22 protein-coding genes are annotated in these 18,990 nt (G+C 68.9%); all 22 read left to right on the forward strand.

From position 1 onward, the window contains the following. The first annotated feature begins 1 nt into the window (after position 1). The 22 genes from Q9R26_RS15725 to Q9R26_RS15830 all read left to right on the forward strand — a co-directional run bounded on the left by Q9R26_RS15725 (position 2) and on the right by Q9R26_RS15830 (position 18,975). Positions 2-1,093, forward strand: a complete 1,092-nt coding sequence (locus tag Q9R26_RS15725) for a zinc-binding dehydrogenase (protein ID WP_311227817.1) — start codon at positions 2-4, stop codon at positions 1,091-1,093. Then, positions 1,090-2,064, forward strand: a complete 975-nt coding sequence (locus Q9R26_RS15730; RefSeq protein ID WP_311227818.1) for a hypothetical protein — start codon at positions 1,090-1,092, stop codon at positions 2,062-2,064. The genes Q9R26_RS15725 and Q9R26_RS15730 overlap by 4 nt, the downstream gene beginning before the upstream one ends. A gap of 699 nt (positions 2,065-2,763) precedes the next feature. Beyond that, positions 2,764-3,429: an XRE family transcriptional regulator gene (locus tag Q9R26_RS15735; protein ID WP_311227819.1), complete on the forward strand. Its 666-nt coding sequence runs from the start codon at positions 2,764-2,766 to the stop codon at positions 3,427-3,429. Positions 3,430-3,473: 44 nt separating this feature from the next. Beyond that, a complete protein-coding gene (locus Q9R26_RS15740) occupies positions 3,474-3,986 on the forward strand; it encodes a hypothetical protein (protein WP_311227820.1) in 513 nt (170 codons plus the stop codon). Positions 3,987-4,081: 95 nt separating this feature from the next. Continuing rightward, positions 4,082-4,897 carry a hypothetical protein gene (locus tag Q9R26_RS15745; protein WP_311227821.1) on the forward strand — a complete coding sequence of 272 codons (816 nt, stop codon included), beginning with the start codon at positions 4,082-4,084 and terminating at the stop codon, positions 4,895-4,897. Then, on the forward strand, positions 4,897-6,039 hold the full coding sequence (locus tag Q9R26_RS15750; protein ID WP_311227822.1) for an alpha/beta fold hydrolase: 1,143 nt from the start codon (positions 4,897-4,899) through the stop codon (positions 6,037-6,039). Before Q9R26_RS15745 ends, Q9R26_RS15750 begins: the two co-directional genes overlap by 1 nt. Positions 6,040-6,458: 419 nt before the next feature. Then, positions 6,459-7,154: a L,D-transpeptidase gene (locus Q9R26_RS15755; protein ID WP_311227823.1), complete on the forward strand. Its 696-nt coding sequence runs from the start codon at positions 6,459-6,461 to the stop codon at positions 7,152-7,154. A 7-nt stretch (positions 7,155-7,161) separates the two neighbouring features. After that, positions 7,162-8,766, forward strand: coding sequence for a hypothetical protein (locus tag Q9R26_RS15760; protein ID WP_311227824.1), 1,605 nt, complete (start codon positions 7,162-7,164; stop codon positions 8,764-8,766). Between the two features lie 8 nt (positions 8,767-8,774). After that, positions 8,775-9,389 (forward strand): hypothetical protein, encoded by a 615-nt coding sequence (locus tag Q9R26_RS15765; RefSeq protein WP_311227825.1) that lies wholly within the window; start codon positions 8,775-8,777, stop codon positions 9,387-9,389. Positions 9,390-9,408: 19 nt separating this feature from the next. Then, complete coding sequence (locus Q9R26_RS15770; protein WP_311227826.1) at positions 9,409-9,783, forward strand: hypothetical protein; 375 nt, start codon at positions 9,409-9,411, stop codon at positions 9,781-9,783. A gap of 29 nt (positions 9,784-9,812) precedes the next feature. Next, positions 9,813-10,523 (forward strand): hypothetical protein, encoded by a 711-nt coding sequence (locus Q9R26_RS15775; RefSeq protein WP_311227827.1) that lies wholly within the window; start codon positions 9,813-9,815, stop codon positions 10,521-10,523. After that, complete coding sequence (locus Q9R26_RS15780) at positions 10,523-12,019, forward strand: hypothetical protein (protein ID WP_311227828.1); 1,497 nt, start codon at positions 10,523-10,525, stop codon at positions 12,017-12,019. Before Q9R26_RS15775 ends, Q9R26_RS15780 begins: the two co-directional genes overlap by 1 nt. Before the next feature lie 4 nt (positions 12,020-12,023). Continuing rightward, complete coding sequence (locus Q9R26_RS15785; protein WP_311227829.1) at positions 12,024-13,643, forward strand: hypothetical protein; 1,620 nt, start codon at positions 12,024-12,026, stop codon at positions 13,641-13,643. Beyond that, positions 13,640-13,855 carry a hypothetical protein gene (locus tag Q9R26_RS15790; RefSeq protein ID WP_311227830.1) on the forward strand — a complete coding sequence of 72 codons (216 nt, stop codon included), beginning with the start codon at positions 13,640-13,642 and terminating at the stop codon, positions 13,853-13,855. The genes Q9R26_RS15785 and Q9R26_RS15790 overlap by 4 nt, the downstream gene beginning before the upstream one ends. Then, positions 13,852-14,088, forward strand: coding sequence for a hypothetical protein (locus Q9R26_RS15795; protein WP_311227831.1), 237 nt, complete (start codon positions 13,852-13,854; stop codon positions 14,086-14,088). Before Q9R26_RS15790 ends, Q9R26_RS15795 begins: the two co-directional genes overlap by 4 nt. Next, positions 14,081-15,496, forward strand: coding sequence for a hypothetical protein (locus Q9R26_RS15800; protein ID WP_311227832.1), 1,416 nt, complete (start codon positions 14,081-14,083; stop codon positions 15,494-15,496). The genes Q9R26_RS15795 and Q9R26_RS15800 overlap by 8 nt, the downstream gene beginning before the upstream one ends. Next, complete coding sequence (locus Q9R26_RS15805; protein WP_311227833.1) at positions 15,493-16,047, forward strand: hypothetical protein; 555 nt, start codon at positions 15,493-15,495, stop codon at positions 16,045-16,047. The genes Q9R26_RS15800 and Q9R26_RS15805 overlap by 4 nt, the downstream gene beginning before the upstream one ends. A gap of 1 nt (position 16,048) precedes the next feature. Further along, a complete protein-coding gene (locus Q9R26_RS15810; protein ID WP_311227834.1) occupies positions 16,049-17,125 on the forward strand; it encodes a hypothetical protein in 1,077 nt (358 codons plus the stop codon). Continuing rightward, a complete protein-coding gene (locus Q9R26_RS15815) occupies positions 17,122-17,874 on the forward strand; it encodes a hypothetical protein (protein WP_311227835.1) in 753 nt (250 codons plus the stop codon). The genes Q9R26_RS15810 and Q9R26_RS15815 overlap by 4 nt, the downstream gene beginning before the upstream one ends. A 5-nt stretch (positions 17,875-17,879) precedes the next feature. After that, positions 17,880-18,116 (forward strand): hypothetical protein, encoded by a 237-nt coding sequence (locus tag Q9R26_RS15820; RefSeq protein WP_311227836.1) that lies wholly within the window; start codon positions 17,880-17,882, stop codon positions 18,114-18,116. After that, complete coding sequence (locus tag Q9R26_RS15825) at positions 18,113-18,832, forward strand: HNH endonuclease family protein (protein WP_311227837.1); 720 nt, start codon at positions 18,113-18,115, stop codon at positions 18,830-18,832. The genes Q9R26_RS15820 and Q9R26_RS15825 overlap by 4 nt, the downstream gene beginning before the upstream one ends. 11 nt (positions 18,833-18,843) lie before the next feature. Continuing rightward, positions 18,844-18,975 (forward strand): hypothetical protein, encoded by a 132-nt coding sequence (locus Q9R26_RS15830; RefSeq protein WP_311227838.1) that lies wholly within the window; start codon positions 18,844-18,846, stop codon positions 18,973-18,975. Positions 18,976-18,990: the final 15 nt, after the last annotated feature.

Raw genomic sequence — 18,990 nt, forward strand, 5'->3', positions numbered from 1 at the left:
AATGACCAACACCGACACCACCACCATGCACGGCGTGTACCTGCCGGGCGACGAAACCGCCGAGCTGCGCAGCGTCCCCGTCCCCGAACCCGGCCACGGCCAGGTACTCGTCCAAGTCGGCGCCTCCGGCGTCTGCGGCAGCGACATCGGCTTCATCTACCGCGGCTACAAGACCCACAAGGGCCTGGACGGAGCACCCGCGTACAAGGGCGTCGTCGCCGGGCACGAGCCCTCCGGACGCATCGTCGCCGCCGGTCCCGGTGTCACCCGTTTCGGCGTCGGCGATGACGTCATCGTCTACCACATCCAGGGGTGCGGGCGCTGTCGCAACTGCCGCAGCGGCTACTTCATCAGCTGCACCGACCAGCCGCACAAGGCGTCCTACGGGTGGCAACGCGACGGCGGTCATGCAGAGTACGTCCTTGCCGACGAGTCGACGCTGGTCCCGCTGCTCGGCGACCTGACCTTCGTCGACGGCGCGCTCATCGCATGCGGGTTCGGCACGGCGTACGAGGGGCTGATCCGGACCCGCGTGCACGGCGGCGAGGACCTGCTCGTCGTCGGACTCGGACCCGTCGGACTCGCCGCCGCGATGCTCGGCCGGCTGTTCGGCGCCCGACGGGTGATCGGCGTCGAACGGAGCCAGGAGCGGATCGACTTCGTGGAGTCGACCGGTCTCGTCGACGACGTCGTGGTCGCGGACGAGCACGCTGTGGACCGCATCCTCGAGCTGACCCGTGGAGTCGGCTGCCAGGTGGCGGTCGACTGCTCGGGATCGGCTCCTGGCCGCTCCACCGCGGTCGAGGCAGCTGCCGAGTGGGGCCGGGTCGGCTTGATCGGTGAGGGCGGTCGCCTCGAGACGGAGGTCTCAGACACGCTGCTGCACAAGCAGCTCACGCTGACGGCGTCCTGGGTGACATCGCTGCAGGGGATGGAGGACGTGACCCGGATGCTCGCCGAGGGCGGCCTCCACCCGGAGATCGTCGTGTCGCACCGCCTCGGTCTGCTGGACGCCGACGAGGGGTACCGGATTGCCGCAGCGGGAGCGACGGGCAAGGTCGTGCTCGTGCCGCACACGGCTCCCGCCCGATGAGTGATCCGCTCCCGCTCGTCACCATCGAGAGGGGGCCGCTCCGTGCAGTGTTCGCCCCTACCCGGGGTGGCCGCCTGATCTCGCTGCGCGCAGGCGACGAAGAATTGCTCTGGCGGAATCCCGCGCTCGTCGACGAGCATCTCCGTCCAGTCCTGCCCGTTGAGCAATGGCCACGCGGTGAGGGCGGCATGGGGACGTGGGCCAACGTCGGAGGCTCGAAGACCTGGCCTGCCCCGCAGGGATGGTCCGGCCCGGACGAATGGGCCGGGCCGCCGGATCCGGTCCTCGACGCGGGTGCCTGGGATGTCGTGGACTCGACTGCCGCTTTCATCCGGATGCGCAGCGCCCACGATCCGCGGACAGGCCTGGTGATTGAGCGCGCCTTCGCCCTGGTCGGTAACGGATTGGAAGAACGGATCACGATGACGAACAAGGGAGATCGGACGACGCACTGGTCACCGTGGGAGGTCTGCCAGGTCCGCACGGATGACGGCGGGACGGTGGTACTCGATGGCGCGACCGCCGCCGACGAGGTTGACCTCGGCACCTGGGAGGGGACGGTCAGCAGCACATCAACGGCGACCGGCACTGCACTGTCAGTCGGGACGGGTGTCGCCAAGCGCGGGTACCGGAACGGCCGCACCGTCGCCTACCACCGCAAGTCGGGCACGGTGATCGCGCTCTCTGCGATCGAGGAGTCCGGCGCCAAGGGGCCGTTCCCCGATGGGGGCGCGATGTTCGAGGTCTGGCTGCAACGGCCAGTTGCATCGTCATTGGTCGATCTCGAGGGACTCCGTCCAGACGCACACCTCGTCGAGCTCGAGGTGCTCGGGCGCCGCGTCGCACTCGCCCCCGGAGACCAGCGGACGACCACCATCCGTTGGTCCGTCATCCTGGCTGACCAGACACCGCTGGCCCCTGGTCTGATGAGGCCTTCCGGCCAACCGGAGGACGAGTCACGGGAGCGCTGAGGAAGCGCTTCGAGGAAGGCAGGGAACGGCGCGGCTCGAGTGGCGGCGAGGACGCGCCGGGACCCAGCGCCGAAGCTGCGGCGCGGTGTGGGATCGATGAACGAGCGGAAGCAGTACGGAGCTTCGATCAGAACACGCGAACACCCCGACACGGAGGTCAGGAGCCACCAGGCGTCCCGCAGGAGACAGGCACGACGCATCGGGTGAAGTAGCAGCGAACAGAAGGGGAGACAGCTCAAAGCCGGCTGAGCTAGGAGACACCCCGGTTTTCCGACAGATGCGCTAGAAGCATCCGACGATGACCCTCGGGCTGGTTGATGGCCTTGCCCACGCGAAGATCACCGCCAGTGGCACCGCAACCCACGTAGCCGTCACTCCCCCATCATCCTCACGGAGGAACTGTCGGCTCAGTTTCAGCAAGAAGGTACGAGAGTTGTCGCCGTGCAGACCGAACGTTCCACCCCAACGTCTGAACTGCTGCGCCCCAAGGGCTCAGAGCAACCCGTTGGGCCTGCGCGCGGGCGCGCGTGGGTGTGGTTCGTTGTAGCCGGAGCGGTCGCCGCCGAGGCAGTCAATGTGGTTGCCATCGCTCTTGCGGCGTAGGCTGCGGCGCACCTCCGTTGCAAAACCGCAACGGCGCTGTATCTTTGCAAGGAGGCGCACTGACCCGACGCCTGCTAGCGTTTTTGAGTGGACCCAATGAGCGAATCATCCGCACAAGCCCTACACGGAGCGCTTGCCGCCGAGCTGCGGGCAGCGCAAGGTGTCGCGCATGTCAACGTGCGCGCATGGGCAGAACGCTCGTCGATTACCCATGACACGATCTACCGGATCCTGAACGGGAAGCGGCCGGTGACGGTCGTTGAGCTGGTCACGTTGTGCCGGGCAATCGACGACAATCCACTCGAGCTCTTAGGCCGTGCCGCCAAGCGCGCCTGCCTCGACCTGACCGACGACGTCGACGAGGTCGTCCGGTCGGACCGAGCACGGCTCGCGCTCGAAGCTGCAGGGCTCTGGGGCAACCTCGATGAGTCGTACACGAAGGCACGTTCTGCGCTGAGCAAGACGGGACACCTGCTGTCGCTGCGCGAGTGGCGAGCGTTCGTCGACGGCGCCGGCTCGCACTCATTGGTCGTCGCACTCGCTGACTTCCTCGAGGTGCCGGCGGACTACCTCCTGGGGCACACGGCCGAGGACGAGGCACAGCGAATCGACGCCCAGCTGGGGTTCGCGAAGTCGATGCGGTCGTTCGGCGTCACACAGATCGCGGCGCGCTCGCTCGACGAGTTGGATCCGGAGGAGATGGCGACGGTGGAGTCTGCGATCCGCGCGCTGATCGAAAAAGAAGAGGGTCCCCGATCCTAGACAAGTGAGTGCTCTCTGAAGGGGAGCGCTGGACGGGAGACACGATGCTAGGACGCCGCAGGGGGCAGGCCCCCCACCACGAGCCGGTCGCGGCGATCGCTGCGGCCCTGGTGTGGAACACACCGCTGCCCGAAGAAGCGTCCTTCGAGCACCTGCTCGCCGCTGTCTCCGAGATCTACGGTCGGCGGCTTGTCTTCGCCGAGACCGACGTCCCACTCCGGGCAACCACCGGCGTCTTGTTCGAGGCGAAGACGTTCACCGGGATCATCGTCGCGGCCCAGGACAGCGACTACTACAGCTTCCTCAGCCGCCTGCACGAGCTCTGCCACCTAATCGTCCGCAGCGCACCGGCAACGTGGTTCCCGCCGGGCACCACCCGTCCGCGGCAGCCGGATCCCGAGTCCCGGATGTTCCTCCGCCTGTGCCCACGGAACAGCTCAGAGTCGGGCGACGCTGAGTCGGTCCGAGAAGAGTTGATCGTGGAGGAGATGGCGCGCATGTTCACCCGCCGGTTCACCACCTACGCAGACACGACGGAAGAGGAGCACTTCGGGTGATCCAAAGCGTATGTCTCCTGGTCCTCATCGCGGTCGTCGTGATCCGGCACCGATCATGGCGAAAGCCCGCATGGTGGGCCACCGTCTTCGCAGCAGTGTCGCTCGCAACCTACGGAGTCATCGGCGCTCCACCCCTGGTCCTTGACGGCCTCCTCGGATCCCGGAACCTCCTCACGCTCGTCCGTGACGCCTCGGCCGTCGCGGCACTGGCGCTGTTCCACAACGCCGTCGCTGCCGAACGCGGGTTTCAACGCCGGCAGCTGCCCTGGTGGGCGATCGTCGCGGCGATCGCCGCGTTCTCGGTCCCGTTCCTGCTCATCACAGCACCCGCAGGGGACGCCTCACGCTTCGTACTCGACCGTCTCGACCAGGCAGCCGTATGGCTGTTCGCGACGCTGTACACCGCGATCATGGGCGCCCTCAGCGCCCACACGATCCGAATGCTGGCCGAGCGGCGAACGATCCCGACCGTGTTCTGGGTCATCGGGCTGTCCCTGATGCTCGTCAGCGACGTCATCGAGGTGATCTACCTCGGCATCGCGCACTTCGCGCCCGTCTCAGCCGCATTCCGAGAGCACTACTACTACGTGGCGAAGGAGCCATTCTTCTCGGGCATCATCATCGCCGTCGGCGGGTTCTTCTGGATCCTCGGCGCACGCAGCTTCTGGCGGGCAGCTGCTCGATGGACCGTCCGAATCGACGCCCGCAGCCACGGCCCCAGCTACCGAGAGGGCCGGCTAGCCCTCGTGCGTCCGGGCGGGTGGTCGAACAAGCAGCTCGCGTTCGACTCGGCCGCGAACGTCCGGGACCGCGTCAGGGTCGGGATCCAGGAGCTCTCGGCGACCGAACGCATCGTGTTCGGGCTCATCGAACGAACGCTGTCCAAGAAGCTCGGAGAGGTCACCCCCTGATGCTCGCCCTCATCATCATCGTCATCGCGGTCGTCGTTCTCGCCGCCGCGTACGCGGCGGCCGTGGTGTTCCTCGCCCGGGCGGTGGTCTTCCCGCAACGTGCTCGCCCGACCAAGATCGTGAGCGTCGACGACGACGGCCAGAGCGTCGTTCTCTCGAGCAACCCGCTCACCAGGTTCGACGGGATCCTCGGGCTGCTGTACGACAACGAGACGAAGCTGACCGTGCTGACCCCTGGCACGAAGGTTGCCGGCGACGGCAGCACGGTGACGCGGCAGCTCGCCGAGCGGGCGCCGCTCGAGGGGGGCACCGAAGGCCGCGCCTCGGGGAACGTGTTCACCGCGGCGAATGTCACCGGGACCGAACCGGTAGACGTCGCGATCGACACGGACCACGCGACGCAGCCAGCGTGGCTGTACGCCGGCGTCGGCACGAACTCGTCGACGTGGGTGCTCCACGTGCACGGCATGCTCGCCGGCCGCGACTCGGCCCTCCGGAGCGTCCGCGCCCTCGTCGGCACGGGCTACACCTCGCTCGTGATCTCGTACCGCGGCGACCGTGAGGCGGCAGGGGAGGGGCGTGCACCCTCGACACTTGGGCAGACGGAGTGGCGCGATCTTGACGCAGCGATCGCGTACGCCCGATCGCAGCGCGCAGCCCGCATCGTCGTCGTAGGCTGGTCGCTGGGCGCGACCGTGGCGCTCGAGGAGACTGTGCACGGGCCGCAGGGCGCCGCGATCGACGCCCTGGTCCTCGTGTCACCCGTCGTGAGTTGGGCGCGAACCATCCGGTACGGCATGACCCGGCAACGTGTGCCCCGCTGGCTCGCCGCTTCCGCCATAGGGCTGCTGTCCTCACGGCTCGGTGCACGCCTTCTCGGCCTACCGGTCACATTGCACCTCACTGACACGTTGCCGGAACCGTCCGTCCCAACCTTGGTCATCCACTCCGAGGGCGATCTGACCACTCCATTCTCGGCAACCGTGGCGTTCGCCTCCGCATCGGAGCGCGTAGCCGTGGTGCAGTTCCCCCCGGCGCCGCACGCGATGGAGTGGAACGCGAATCCCGACCGGTTCAGCGCGACAGTCGCGGACTGGATCGCTGCACATCTGCGACAGATTGGCGCACTGCGCGAGAAGTAACCCGAACTGGGGTCAACTCGTTGCGCTGATCTTGCAAATCTGCAACACTCGGGGCTATGAGTGGCGCGGATCGGTTTTCGTCGTGTGAGGCAGATGCCTCAAGCACGGTCCCGCCCCTAAGCTCGCGAACCGGGCTTTCTGACGGCTCTGGTTCCGCGTCCGTCGTCGGTAACGGCGACGACGGTCAGGTGCAGCCGCGTCGACCCCTCGCGCGCCTGCACCTGGCCCACCACCCGCGCGCGATCATCGTGCGGAGCGCTCTCGTGGCTGCAGCGGCCGCGGTCGTCGTTGGTACCTGCACCACAGTCGCCGTGATGTCTCGCCCGACCGAGCAGTTTTCTGCACCGACAGCCGCGCCGAGCACTGCGGTTTCGATCCCGGTTCGTCCCGGCCCATTCCGCGCTCTGACCGCCGGCCAGGTGGCCTCCCTGCCGGAGGCCCGGTACGACGCGGTGATCCCGGGCCTGCTCCGCTACGCCAGCACGAACACGACGTCGTTGACCCGTTCGGCGACGCTCACGAAGGACGTCGCCCTCTACGGTGCCGCGCAGAAAAGTGCAGTGGCGCACCTTTCTGCGACGAACTTTCTCGGCGACCCGACGACCGTCGTCCCGGTCCGGACGGACGGCGCGTGGACGCTGATCCTGACACCGGCACGCCAGCAGCTCCCCTCGAGCACGAACGGTGACGCTGCAGCGCAGACCGCCGCGTGGGTGCGCACGGACGCTCTCACCGCTGGAGAGGCCTTGCCGTCTCGCGTGGTGGTGTCCGTGCGCGAGCAGACGCTCAGCATCGTCACCGGCAAGGACGTCGCCACCTACCACGTGGGTGTCGGGACGAAGACAACTCCGACGCCGACCGGTGTCACCGGGTACCTGCAGGCCCGCTACCTCGACCCGAAGCAGGGGCAGAGCGTCCACCCGATCGAGTTGACGTCGCTGCACTCCGCGGCGAAGGACGAGCCGTTCGGTGGCTCGGACGGCGGCCTGATCGGGGTGCACTTCAACACCACCAGCTCCGGTGCGGTCTCGCACGGATGCATCCGGCTCACCGCCGAGGCGATCACGGCAGTCAACCGACTGCCGCTGGGTACTCCGATCACGATCACGAAGTGAGAGCACGATGACGGACACCACACACGACTCCGCTGACGTCGACGAGCGTCCCGCAGTCACCTGCCCGTTCTGCACGGAGGCAGTGCCGCAGGCAACGTTCTGCATGCGCTGCGGCCGTCAGATCGGCCAGCTCGACCTGACGAAGATCTTCACCTCCTCCGAGCGAGCCGCCGGCTATGCCGAGGTCGACCAGCGCACACCGCTGGCCCGGACCGGGGACGTCGACAGCTCTGTGCTCGACGAGCCCGAGGTGGAGCACGAAGAGCCCGTGGGTGAGACGGATGCCCGCCCAACGCTCCGCGTGCTGTTCGGCGGCCTGTTCGGCCGCAGCGCCCGCCCGACCGACGCCGCCGCCGATGCGCCAGCCGCTGAGGGGGAGGCCGCCTCGAGCGCCGAGGACGAGAACCCGAGCCTGCGGACCTTGCTTGCGGGCTGGTTCCACCGCACACCGGTGGACCCCTCGACCGAGAACGATGAGCAGGGCGACGACGCTGATACCGACAAGCCGGAACCCTTCCTCAGCGGCCGCGGGTGGGTCTGGGCTGCAGCCGCCGCCGTCGTCGTGGTGGGAGCGGCCGTGTCGCTCATCGCCACCAGCGGACACCAGGATCAGCAGAGCTCGACGGCGCAAGTCGCCTCGGCCCCCGCGACGACGCTGCCCGGCTGGGCGAAGAAGCCCACATGGGCGAAGAGCGGCGCGGTCGGCGCGGTCGGCGTGACCAGCGACGGGAACTACGTCGGCTACGCCCACGGGCGCACCGTCACCGTCCTGCACGCCGGCTCCGGCCGCACCGCCGCCACGCTGACCCTGCCGGGGAAGGCCGTCGGTGGCGTGTCCGCCGTGACCGTCGACGGCAAGCCCGCACTCGCGGCCGCGTCCAAGACGGCCGTCACCGTCTGGGGTGCCGGGAAGCTGCAGCTCGAGGCGGGGATCCCGACCGGCGGCGAGTTCCAGGTCCGCGCCGGCGTGCCGTTCGTGACCACCGACACCACCGCGGCGATGCTCACCGGCCACGGCGCCGTCCCAGTCACCTTCCCGCGGCCGGGGGCGCTCATCATGGCCGGCACCGCGAACGGACAGGTGCTGTGGGCCTCCGCTCGAGGGGAAGTCCTCACCGCGGCCACGAACGGCACCGTCACCCGCACCGCGAAGCTCGCTGCCCCGAAGAACGCGACGGAGATCTCCTCGTGGATCGTCGCCACCGACAGCACGGTGTGGGTGCGGTGGAAGACGAACGGCAAGGGCAGCGTCCTCGCCGCACACAGCGTCCGGGACGGGCGGATCGTCAGCACTGCCGGCACGAGCTCGGACGAAGCGATCGCGACCAGCCAGGACCGCTCGGCGCTCCTGACTGAGGGCACCGCATTCACCGCGTCCGGCCGGACCGTGCTGCTGCCGGAGGGGTTCGTCGCCGACGGTTTCGTGGGGAACCACCTCTACGGGGCCAACAGCGCGGGGAAGACCGCCTACCTCGACGGCGACACCGTCCGCACCGGCCCCGCGCCCACCGTCGCCCCGATCGCCACGACCGGCGCCGGGGACCTCATCACGGTCGCCAACGGCCGGATCAGCGCGTACCCGTCCACCGACCAGCACACCACCAACCAGTGAGGATTTCCATGCACACCCGCTCCCGCATCGCGCTGACCAGCGCCGCGATCGCCACCCTCGTCCTCGGCCCAGCAGCCATCAGCCACGCCGACACCCTCGACCCCGGCGTCGTCGCCGCCGTCGACGAGCCGACCGACCCCACCCTCCCGATTGATCCGACGTTGCCTGTCGACCCGATCCCGGCGGACCCGATCCCGGTCCCGACCGACCCCACGGACCCGACCGACCCGGGCACCGACCCGACGCTGCCCGTGGACCCGATCCCGGAGCCCTCCGAGCCCGCCCCTGCCGACCCGGAGCCGGTGGACCCGGAGCCCGCGCCCGCAGACCCGGAGCCGGCACCGTCGGAGCCCGCCCCGGTGGACCCGACGCAGCCGAGCGACCCTGCACCGGTGGCACCGACCCAGCCGTCCGACCCCGGTACGGCCGCGCCGGCGCCGTCCGCGTCGGCGCAGCCCGCCGCTCCGGCCCCGGCGCCGTCGGCATCCGGATCGTCGTCGTCCTCGGCCACTGGCACCGGCAGCACCGATGCCTCCAAGACCCGGGGCAGCAGCAGTGCAGCCCCGACTCCCCAGCACACCACCACTGACCCCGGAACGGCCCTCCCGGTCGTCGCCGGCTAACCCAGAAAGGCCTTGTCTCATGAGTGCTCTTCTCGCCCCGGTGATCAACATCACCACCAGTGCCGTCGTCGCAACTCACACCCCGTCGCACGTGGTGGCGGGTAACGCCGACATCAACCCGTTCGATGGGGTCAAGCCGGACCCGTCGTGGCTCGGTGACAACTTCACCACCCAGTGGAAGCTCGCGCTCGGCGGGATCTGGTTCGTCGTGATCCTGTTCTGCGCCTTCTTCCTCCTCCGCGCCGTCATGTCCCTGCGGCACTTCAAGAACGCGAAGATGCCGCAGAAGGCCGAGCAGGCCAAGGGCGCCGTGATCGGCACGTCCGTGATGACCGGCGCAGCGGTGATGGTGCCGGCGATCTTCGGCTTCATCCTCAGCGCCGTCAACGGCTGATCTGTCCACACGAGCGAGGGGAATCGCCCATGAGTAAGCAGCCCGCAGCCAGCACCCGCCGCCGCCGGAAGTGGTGGCTGATCCCAGTCGCCATCGTCGCCGCGGCGGTGCTGGTCGGTGTCGGCGTCACCGTGACGAACCTCGCCTCGCCGAACACCACCCGCACCCCGGCCGGGGCGAGCACGAAGGCCCCCACAGGCACCGGTAGTGCTGCCCCGGTCCAGGGTGTCGACTACGCAACCGGCTGTGTCGCTGGCGTCGGCATCACGTCGAAGGATCTGCTCGAGCTCCGCGAGGAGAAGCAGTTCACCCCGGCCGGGGCAGCGGAGTTCCTCGGCGCGTTCATGCAGCTCTACAGCGCCGCGGATCCCGACCGACGCCCGAACCTGCGGGAGACCGTCAACGACGTCACGGACGGCACCGCCCACTCGATGCTCGCGGCATCGGACCTGTCGAAGTCGGGTTACGACGACGGGCAGACGCATGGCGTCGACCTGTCCGGATCGGCATACCTCGTCCGGGACAGCACCGACACCACCGTCACCATCGCGTTCGCCGGCCTCACCACGACGAACGGCAAACCCGACCCCGCCGAAGACAGCGCCTCCCAGTACCAGTACACGGGTGGCACCTTCACCCTCACCACCAGCGCGCAGGGCTGGGTCATCTCCGACGCCGACCCCTCTCCCGGCTGGGACGAGGGCCTGACGTCCGGCACCAAGTACAAGGAGGGCTGCTGATGGCATGCCAAGCAGGAGCAATCGTCTGCGGCGGCGGGGAAGCCGTCGCGAACGGTCTGTCGTGGATCTCCGGCGTCTTCGCCAAGGGCAAGGGCGCGGTCGAGGGTGTGAAGAAGGGCATCGAGTTCGCCCAAGACCCCCTCGGGTTCATCACGCAGCAAGTTCAGGACGCCGTGCACGCCGTCGCCGGGGTACTCATCCCGTGGCTGCTCAGCGCCCTGCACCCGAACTACGACGCGCAGTGGTGGTTGAAGTCGTACGCGGTGTCGTTCTCGATGTCGATGTTCGTTCTCGCGCTGCAGCTGCTGTTCATCACCCTGCGCCGCAAGAACGGGTCCCTCGGCTCCAAGCAGCTGATCGAGTCGATCTTCATCGCCGCCCCCGCGTTCCTCATCGGTGCCGCCTTCGGCCCGGTGATCGGTATCGCGCTGACAAAGGTGTTCACCGCTGCCGGCGACTCGATCGCGGAGTGGGCGGTGAACTCCACCACGCAGGAGTTCTTCACCAAGATCGCCGAGCTCGCAGCCGACGGCGACGCGGGCGCACTGCTCGGATCGGCCGTCGTGTCGATCGTGGTCCTCGGGGCCCTGTTCCTCAGCCTGCTCGGGGTGGCGTTCATCTTCATCCTGCAGCTGGCCACCCAGTACCTCGTCGGCGCGGTCTTGCCGCTGGGGTTCGTGTGGATCGTGAATCCGGACACCCGGAAGATCGGGAAGGCCGTCCCGGTGATCTGGCTCGTCATCGGCATCACGCAGGTCGCGCTGATCCTTCTCGTCGGTCTGGCGTTCCGGGCCATCAACGGGATCTCGATCACCGCTGATCCGGGCACCCTCGGCAAGCTCGTCAACCCGATCCAGACGTTCGTGAACCTCGCCGTGCCGGCGGTCATCTCCTTCATCGTCGTGTTCGCGCCGCTGTCGATGCTGAAGTTCATTCCCCGCCCCGGCGGCGGTGGCGGAACCGCCCGTGGCAGCGGGTTCACCCCGCCGCAGGTGGCGCCGCAGATCCCGAACATGCCCTCCCATGCGCCGCAGTCCGCGCACCAGACCGCAGCCGCGCAGCCCGCCGGACAGAGCGGCGGTGGCGGGTATCAGTGGAACATGCCGACCGCGCCGGCGGAGCCCGCCGGCGGGTACGGGTACGGCGGCTCCCAGATCGGTGCTGCCGGCAAGGCCGCCGCCGGCGGCGCCAGTGGTGGTGCTGCCGGTGGCGGCGGACTCAACGTGACCGCGAACGCGGCCGGAACCGCCGGGAAGCACGCCGTCGGCGGTGCGGCAGGGGCCGTCGGGAAGGCCGGCGTGGGCGCTGCTGGCACTGGCGGTGCCACGGGCGGCGCGGCGGCCGCGGCCGGGACCGCGTCGACCGGTGTCGGTGCGCCGCTGGCGGTCGGAATGCTGCTGGCGAACTCGGCACTCAAGGTCGCACAGCAGGCCTCCCAGGCGGCGTCGACGGCTGCTGAGCAGGCCGTGGACCACGGCACCCACCAGGAGGCGTAAGCAAATGCGTACCTCGATCATCGGCGGCGACAGCGCCCACCGTGGCCTGTTCGGCGGCCGGATCTCCAAGGCCCGACTCTGGGCCGTCGGCTCGAGCATCGCGCTCACCCTGGTGCTGGTGTTCATCATCGGCCTGTGGGCACTCGCGATCGGCGTGGTCCTCATTGGCCTTGCCTGGTTCGCGACGATCGACACGGCGAACAACACCATCCTGCAGCGCCGTCTGAAGGCCGCCCGGTGGAAGGAGCGCCTCCGGCGCGGGACCACGAAGTTCGTCCCGTACGACCAGGACGGGTGGGACATGCTCACCGACCGGTGGGCGGAGGCTGCCACCCGCGAGGAGAAGCGGGAGTCCATGCAGGAGCTCCACGCGATGCGGGACACCCCGGACGGGGTCACCGGGATGCTGTGGCTGCAGGACGGCGTCGGCGAGCCCGGCATCCAGTGGCACCAGACCCCGGAAGGGGAGGAGTACCTCGCCGTCACGTTCGGTACCACCGGACAGGTCACCGGCATCGAAACCGACCAGGTCTTCGACGTTGCCTCCGCCGGATTCTCCACCGTGCTGGCATCCCTCGGAGACCCGCTCGGGTTCGCCAAGCGCATCCAGTCGATCAGCCGGGACATGCCCACCGACTCCGCCCAGCACGAAGCATGGATGGCCGAGCACGGTGACCCGTCGGTGCCGGCGAAGCTGCTGCACTCCTACAAGGACGTCATCGACGGTGTCGCCGCCGGCCAGCTGATGCAGCGGCCCATGTTCACCGTGTCGTGGCCGGTCACCGACCGGTTCGTCAACCGCGCCGCACGGTTCGGCGACGCCGCCCTCGGGTGGCGGCTGTTCATGGCGAACGAGATCGACGGGATGCGGCGCCTGCTCGTCGGAGCCGGATTCGAGAACGTGCATGCGCTCTCGGCCCGGCAGACCGCTGCCGTGATCCGGCACATGCAGCACCCTGGGTTCCCGATCGACCAGGTCGCCGACGTCACCCCCACCAGCGGATGGCTGCCCTCCGAGGACGCGTGGTCGTACACCACCTACGTCGGCGCGCCGAAGGGTGAGCAGGTGTCGGTGTCACTGTCCAGGACGGCCCGGGTCACGGCGAAGAACCTCGAGGTGATCGAGCGGAACGCACTGTGGATGGCGCCGCTGCTTGGCGGGATGCAGCAGCAGGTCGTCCGCACCATCGCGTGGCACATCGAAGGGTCCCCGCAGGACGAAGCCCGCCACCTCGCCGAACAGGACCGGGTCTCCGACACCGCCGACCAAATCAAGCGCCGCAAGGACGGCCAGCTCGAAGACGTCGCGCTCGACGTGGAAGCAGACGCCGCCGCGCGCCGACACATGGACCTCAAGCCCGGCACCGGGCACGCCGGCGCGAACTGGGTCGGCTACATCACCATCACCGACGGCACCGAACGGGGCCTAGCCGACGTGTCCGAGCTCCTCGAGGACGCCGCCAGCCGCGCCGGCATCCGGAAGCTCGAATGGCTCGAAGTGGACTCCGCGACTGCGAACGCGTTCACCTGGCCCGTCGGCCGCGGCATCGCGCCGGCGAACGTGTCGATCGGCTCGAAGGTCGAACAGTTCGCGCAGGGCAAGGAAGCGAAGGAAGCCCTGTGACCGCACGCGACGACGTCTACACGACCGTGACGACGCTTCTGCCCGCTGGTGAGGGCGACCAGCCGCGCCGCTCCCGGCAGATCCGCACCCGTATGCAGGCCCTCAACCTCTGGGCCAAAGAGGGGTGGCGGCTGCGCGACAGCATCGACGTCCCCGCCGGAGACGTGATCGAAGTGCACGACACCCTCGAACGAACAGGAACGAACCGATGACCACTCGATTCTTCATCCGCCAGAGTGCGCCCGACGGAGTCACAGAGGCGGCGCCGACCATCCGGCGAATCCCATTCGTCGACACCTCCATGCTTCGCCCGACTCGGAGGGTCCGCACCGGCAAATCCGCCGTCATGGCCTACCTCGCGGCGTCAACGGCCCAGCCGAACCACTTCGTGCTCGGCTCCGGCACCCACAGCCAGCTCACTGAAGGGATCACGACCGATGACTGACACCGCAACGCTCATGCCCGATGATGCGACGCTGCCGGTCGGGGACTGGGAGTTCCCGCGGTTGGAGCCCCGCGGCTACGTTGAGCCGCGTCGGTGGCCGTTGAAGCGCACCGGCTACTACGGCGGCCCTGTCAAGGGTGCCCCGTCGACGTCGCGGCAGGCTGAGATCCTCAATGGCGCGATCTTGGAGTCCCCGATGCAGTTCGAGGGGCTGCTGTCCGGGGTGGAGACGCTGTCGAAGACCCCGTCCGTGAACGACCCATTCCAGGCGTACGCGATGGGGAAGGTCGACTCGGCGAACGTGGTCACGATCGGCGACGTCGGTGTGGGGAAGTCGACGCTGATGAAGTGCGACTACGTCCTCCGCGCGCTGACGCTCCTCGGCCGCCGGGTGGTCGTGGTCGACAAGAAGCAGATCTCGCCGACGCAGCCGTACGGGGAGTACTCCACCACCGCCGAAGCTGCTGACGGCACCCGCATCCTCCTCGCGCTGGGCAACCCCGAGGGTGTGACAATCAACATCCTCGACCCCGCCCTGTGGCAGACCCGCGACGTTCCCGGAATCGCCGGTGCGCTGCAGGTGGTGCAGCAGACCGCGACGCTGCTGAACGAAGGCACGCCGCTGGACACGTGGGAGTTGAAGGCGCTGCGGATCGCACTGCAGAGCGGTGTCCGGCAGGCCAAGGACCGCGGCCGCGTCGCGAACATCTACGACGTCCTCGACCACGCCGGCGTCATCAGCGACGAGCTCCACAAGCAGCTGAGCCCCTCGGCGCTCGAGCGGATGCACGAAGCAGGCCTCACCGTCCGGTTCATCCTGGAGCGGCTCCCGGAAGAGCTGCCCGGCCTGTTCGACGGAGACACCTCCTCGAGCGTCAAGCTCGGCAAGAAGCTGACCGTGTTCGACATCTCCCAGCTGCCCGAGGACGGGCCCGCGGTGTCGATCGCGATGATGCTCGCCAACGCGTGGACCCTCGGCACCATCCGCCGGTCCGAGGAAGGGTGGAAGACCACGTTCTGCGTCGACGAGGGCTGGTTCCTCGTGGGCGGGCCGATGGGGAAAGTCATCCAGTCGAACGCGAAGCTGTCGCGGAACTACGGCCTGTCGAACGTGGTGAACATCCACCACATCTCCGACATTCCCGCCGACGACCCAGCGGTGGCGTTCATCAAGGAAGCCGGCACGATGCACCTGTTCCGGCAGTCGAAGGCCGACGACGCGGTCGCGGCCGCGCAGATCGCCGGCCTCAAGCCCGGAGCGGCGGAGCAGCTGATGACGCTGCCGAAGGGGCAGCATTTCAAGAAGGTTGGTCTCGACGCCGAGGTGCGGATCGCCCACTTCCGGTCCGAGCTCGAGAAGGAGATCACGGACACCTCCGCCGCGCTCACCGGGACGGTGACGAAGTGACCCGCCCCGGCGTCGCGATCGCCGCCGCCGTGGTGATCGCCGCCGCCCTCACCGGGTGCGCCAGCACCGGCACCGACGCGACGTCGTCGCAGCCGCAGGTGTCCGTCCCGGCCGCAGCGCCGTCCGCGACAGCCACCGAGGATGCCGGGCAGCCGAAGATCACCGGACCCGGCCAGGTGACCGAGTCCGCGCAGCCCACCGCCCCGGCCGATGCGGAGGATGCCATCACGCCCGCGCAGGAAGGCGCCGCGACGGGAGCGGCGTCCGGGTTCGTGTCCGCGTACGTCGACAAGCGTGTCACCGGTGACGCGTGGGCGAAGGGATGGATGCCGTACCTCACCACGCAGGCGCAGGCCGCGTACGAGGGCACCAGCCAGCAGGCGGTCCCCGGCACCACTCTCTCCGGGACGGTGCAGCTTGAGGACGGTGGCACTAATGGCGCCGCGATCGTCGACGTCCCCACCGACGCCGGCACGTACACGGTGCAGCTCAACCAGGTGAACGGCTCCTGGAAGGTGCTCCGCGCGATCCTCCCCGGCGAGGACGGCTGACATGGTCAAGTTCGTTGTCGGCGCCGTCGCGGTCATCGTGTTGTTCATCGGGATGCTCCTCGGAGCCTCCGGTGGCGGCTCGTCCGCGGCCGCGGCGTGCGGCACCAGCGCCGGCGACACCGGAGCGGTGACGAAGGACCTGCCGAAGAAGGTCGGCACGTGGGACGCCGACCAGGTGAAGATGGCCGCGCGGCTCGTCGCGGCCGCGCACGAGGTGAAGGTCAACGAGCAGGCGACCACGATCGTTGTGATGACGGCGATGGGTGAGTCGTCGCTGACGAACCTGAACCACGGTGACGCTGTCGACAACACCACCATCGGTGTCCTGCAGCAGGACTCCAGCTACGGGGAGCGTGCCGACCGGCTGAACCCGGAGAAGGCCGCGAAGGCGTTCCTGGCGAAGCTGGTCAAGGTGCCCGACTGGGAGACGCTCGAACCGACGCTCGCGGCGCACAAGGTGCAGGTCAACGCCGACCCGTACCACTACGCGAAGTTCTGGACCGGCGCGCAAGAGATGGTCGCCGCCGTCACCGGCGCCGCGACCACGTCCGGCTGCGACGTCTCCGGCGACCAGGTGGAGCTCGCGAAGACGCTCAAGGCTGCGTGGGTGAAGGGCACCTTCACCGATACGTACCACCCGCAGATGGTGGAGCAGGAAATCCTCCCCATCGTCGACGGGACCACGAAGGACGGCTGCCAGGTCGACACCCGCATCCTGCAGCTACTCGTCGCGGCGCTCAACAAGTACGGCTCCGTGCAGATCAGCGACATGAACCGTCCCTGCGTCGGCATCGGTACGCACTGCACGTCCGGGTCGCTGCACTGCAAGAACCCGGCCGTGGCCGTGGACTTCAACGCCGTCGGCGGAAACGTGCTCCTCGGCTCCGGGAAGCAGGACATCGAGTTCCTGCAATGGCTCGACACCGTGATGCCCCACGGCTCCCAGGCGGGGCAGGTGCAGTGCCGGCCGAACACGCAGCTGTCGAACCTGCGGCAGTTCACCGACCCCTGCTCGCACCAGCACATCGACCTCGGCTCCACCACAGAGCCCCTGAACCTCGGCAAGGACGCCTCATGAGCACCCTCACCATGCCGCTACCCGCAGGCACCGTCACATTCGAGATCCTCGACCAACTGCAGGAGCACGCACCCATCAGCTGGGGCGGACTCACCGCACCCACCGGCGAGCTGCACTCGCCCCTCCGAGGTGACGCGTGGCCGGACTACTCCGTGTTCCCCGACCGCACCAGCACCGACCAGGTGGTCGTCCTGCGCCGCTGGGCCGACGGTGGCCGCGGCAGCGACGTCGTCCGCTTGGATCGCCGCACCATCGGCGACGCCCTCAACCACCTGCAGGTGGCAGGGCCAGTGTGCCGGTTCGCGATCGGTCACGACATCGACCCGTTCGATGGGGACGGTTCCCGCGACCTGCCCGTGCTGTCCGTGTGGACCGGGCCGGTCGTCGACGCCGTCGACGTGCCGGCGTCCAAGCCTGGACCGGACCTCCGCGGGCGCGTGCGGTTCCGCGACCGTCTCTCCGACCGCACCAACGTGCTCGATGAGCATCCCGGCCTAGTCGCGTGGGAGAAGCTCGTCCTCGAGCAGACGGCCTCCCTCGAGGAATGGGTACTGCGGTCCGGGCCACGCGTCGCGGACGACCTCCAGGTCCACGAGCACGCCTCGGAACTTGGCACCCTCGATGACGTACTGACGTGGGCGGAGCAGTGGCTGCACACCGCATACGACTCGCCCTATCCGATGGCCGTGAGCTCGTTCGTGGTTTCCTCCCGCGGCGCCGGACAGCCAATGACGGTGCGGGTCTGGTGAGCGTCGTGGGGAAGATCGTCGACGCCGTCGCAGGAGGGGTTGACGAGGTCCACCGGACCGTCGCCGCGTACAAGGCCGCCCGAGAAGCACGCGACCTCGCGATCGCCGAGGCCGCCCTGACGGTCGGCCACCACCGAGTCGCTCAGGAAGCCGGCCTCTCCCCATCGCGGGTGCGGCAGATCCTCCACGACGTCACCACACCGCAGGACCACCACGATGACCGGAAAGGGGACCCACAGTGAGACGCCGCACGAAGCAGCAGCTCGTCACAGCGGCCGCCCTGCTCGCGGCCGCGGCCGTCGGGACAATCGCCGCCCCCTACGTGCACCCCACGACCGCAACCGGCGAAGTTCGATCGACGTCGACGGGGCAGCCGTCGCCCTCGAGCACAGTGTCCGCGGCCGAAGGGCTGCGGGATCTCCGCGGCCTGGAGATCTCCGACGAGTACGTGCCAGCGGACTACGACCGGGACGCGTTCGGTCAGGCGTGGGCCGACACCGACCGGAACGGCTGCGACACCCGCAACGACGTCCTCCGCCGCGACCTCACGGCCGTTGTGACCAAGCCGGGCACCAACGGGTGCGTCGTGCTTTCCGGGACGCTCCACGACCCGTACACGGGCCGCACGATCGCGTTCGAGCGGGGGAACACGTCGAGCCTGGCGGTGCAGATCGACCACCGTGTCCCGCTCGCCTACGCGTGGCGGCACGGCGCTGCGTCGTGGACGGACGCGCAGCGGGAGCTGTTCGCCAACGACCAGGCGGCGAATCTCGTCGCCGTCGACGGGTCGGCGAACGAAGAGAAGTCCGACTCCGGGCCCGCGGAGTGGATGCCTGCGAGCACCGGCGACGCCTGCAGCTACGCGGAGTCGTTCGTGACCGTGGCCACGAAGTGGCAGCTGTCGATCGCCACCGCCGACGAGCGCGCTCTCGACCGCACCCTGACCGCCTGCAGCTGAAGGACACGACGATGACCGACAAGCCCGTTGACACGGACCGTTCCGACGCACCGCGGTTCGGCATGTCCCGTACCCGCGTGGTGTTCCTCATCCTCGCCGTGGCGGCCGCGGTGTTCTTCCTCGTGCTGGCGGCAATCGCATGAAGCGGCCGACAGCGC

Source organism: Curtobacterium sp. BRB10, from assembly GCF_031844325.1.
In the GTDB taxonomy this organism is placed as follows: domain Bacteria; phylum Actinomycetota; class Actinomycetes; order Actinomycetales; family Microbacteriaceae; genus Curtobacterium; species Curtobacterium poinsettiae_A.

Bases quoted from the DNA above. Each gene is read 5' to 3' on its own strand.
- Q9R26_RS15725 (WP_311227817.1), top strand. From the start codon at position 2: ATGACCAACACCGACACCACCACCATGCACGGCGTGTACCTGCCGGGC.
- Q9R26_RS15730 (WP_311227818.1), top strand. From the start codon at position 1,090: ATGAGTGATCCGCTCCCGCTCGTCACCATCGAGAGGGGGCCGCTCCGT.
- Q9R26_RS15735 (WP_311227819.1), top strand. From the start codon at position 2,764: ATGAGCGAATCATCCGCACAAGCCCTACACGGAGCGCTTGCCGCCGAG.
- Q9R26_RS15740 (WP_311227820.1), top strand. From the start codon at position 3,474: ATGCTAGGACGCCGCAGGGGGCAGGCCCCCCACCACGAGCCGGTCGCG.
- Q9R26_RS15750 (WP_311227822.1), top strand. From the start codon at position 4,897: ATGCTCGCCCTCATCATCATCGTCATCGCGGTCGTCGTTCTCGCCGCC.
- Q9R26_RS15760 (WP_311227824.1), top strand. From the start codon at position 7,162: ATGACGGACACCACACACGACTCCGCTGACGTCGACGAGCGTCCCGCA.
- Q9R26_RS15765 (WP_311227825.1), top strand. From the start codon at position 8,775: ATGCACACCCGCTCCCGCATCGCGCTGACCAGCGCCGCGATCGCCACC.
- Q9R26_RS15770 (WP_311227826.1), top strand. From the start codon at position 9,409: ATGAGTGCTCTTCTCGCCCCGGTGATCAACATCACCACCAGTGCCGTC.
- Q9R26_RS15775 (WP_311227827.1), top strand. From the start codon at position 9,813: ATGAGTAAGCAGCCCGCAGCCAGCACCCGCCGCCGCCGGAAGTGGTGG.
- Q9R26_RS15780 (WP_311227828.1), top strand. From the start codon at position 10,523: ATGGCATGCCAAGCAGGAGCAATCGTCTGCGGCGGCGGGGAAGCCGTC.
- Q9R26_RS15785 (WP_311227829.1), top strand. From the start codon at position 12,024: ATGCGTACCTCGATCATCGGCGGCGACAGCGCCCACCGTGGCCTGTTC.
- Q9R26_RS15795 (WP_311227831.1), top strand. From the start codon at position 13,852: ATGACCACTCGATTCTTCATCCGCCAGAGTGCGCCCGACGGAGTCACA.
- Q9R26_RS15800 (WP_311227832.1), top strand. From the start codon at position 14,081: ATGACTGACACCGCAACGCTCATGCCCGATGATGCGACGCTGCCGGTC.
- Q9R26_RS15810 (WP_311227834.1), top strand. From the start codon at position 16,049: ATGGTCAAGTTCGTTGTCGGCGCCGTCGCGGTCATCGTGTTGTTCATC.
- Q9R26_RS15815 (WP_311227835.1), top strand. From the start codon at position 17,122: ATGAGCACCCTCACCATGCCGCTACCCGCAGGCACCGTCACATTCGAG.
- Q9R26_RS15830 (WP_311227838.1), top strand. From the start codon at position 18,844: ATGACCGACAAGCCCGTTGACACGGACCGTTCCGACGCACCGCGGTTC.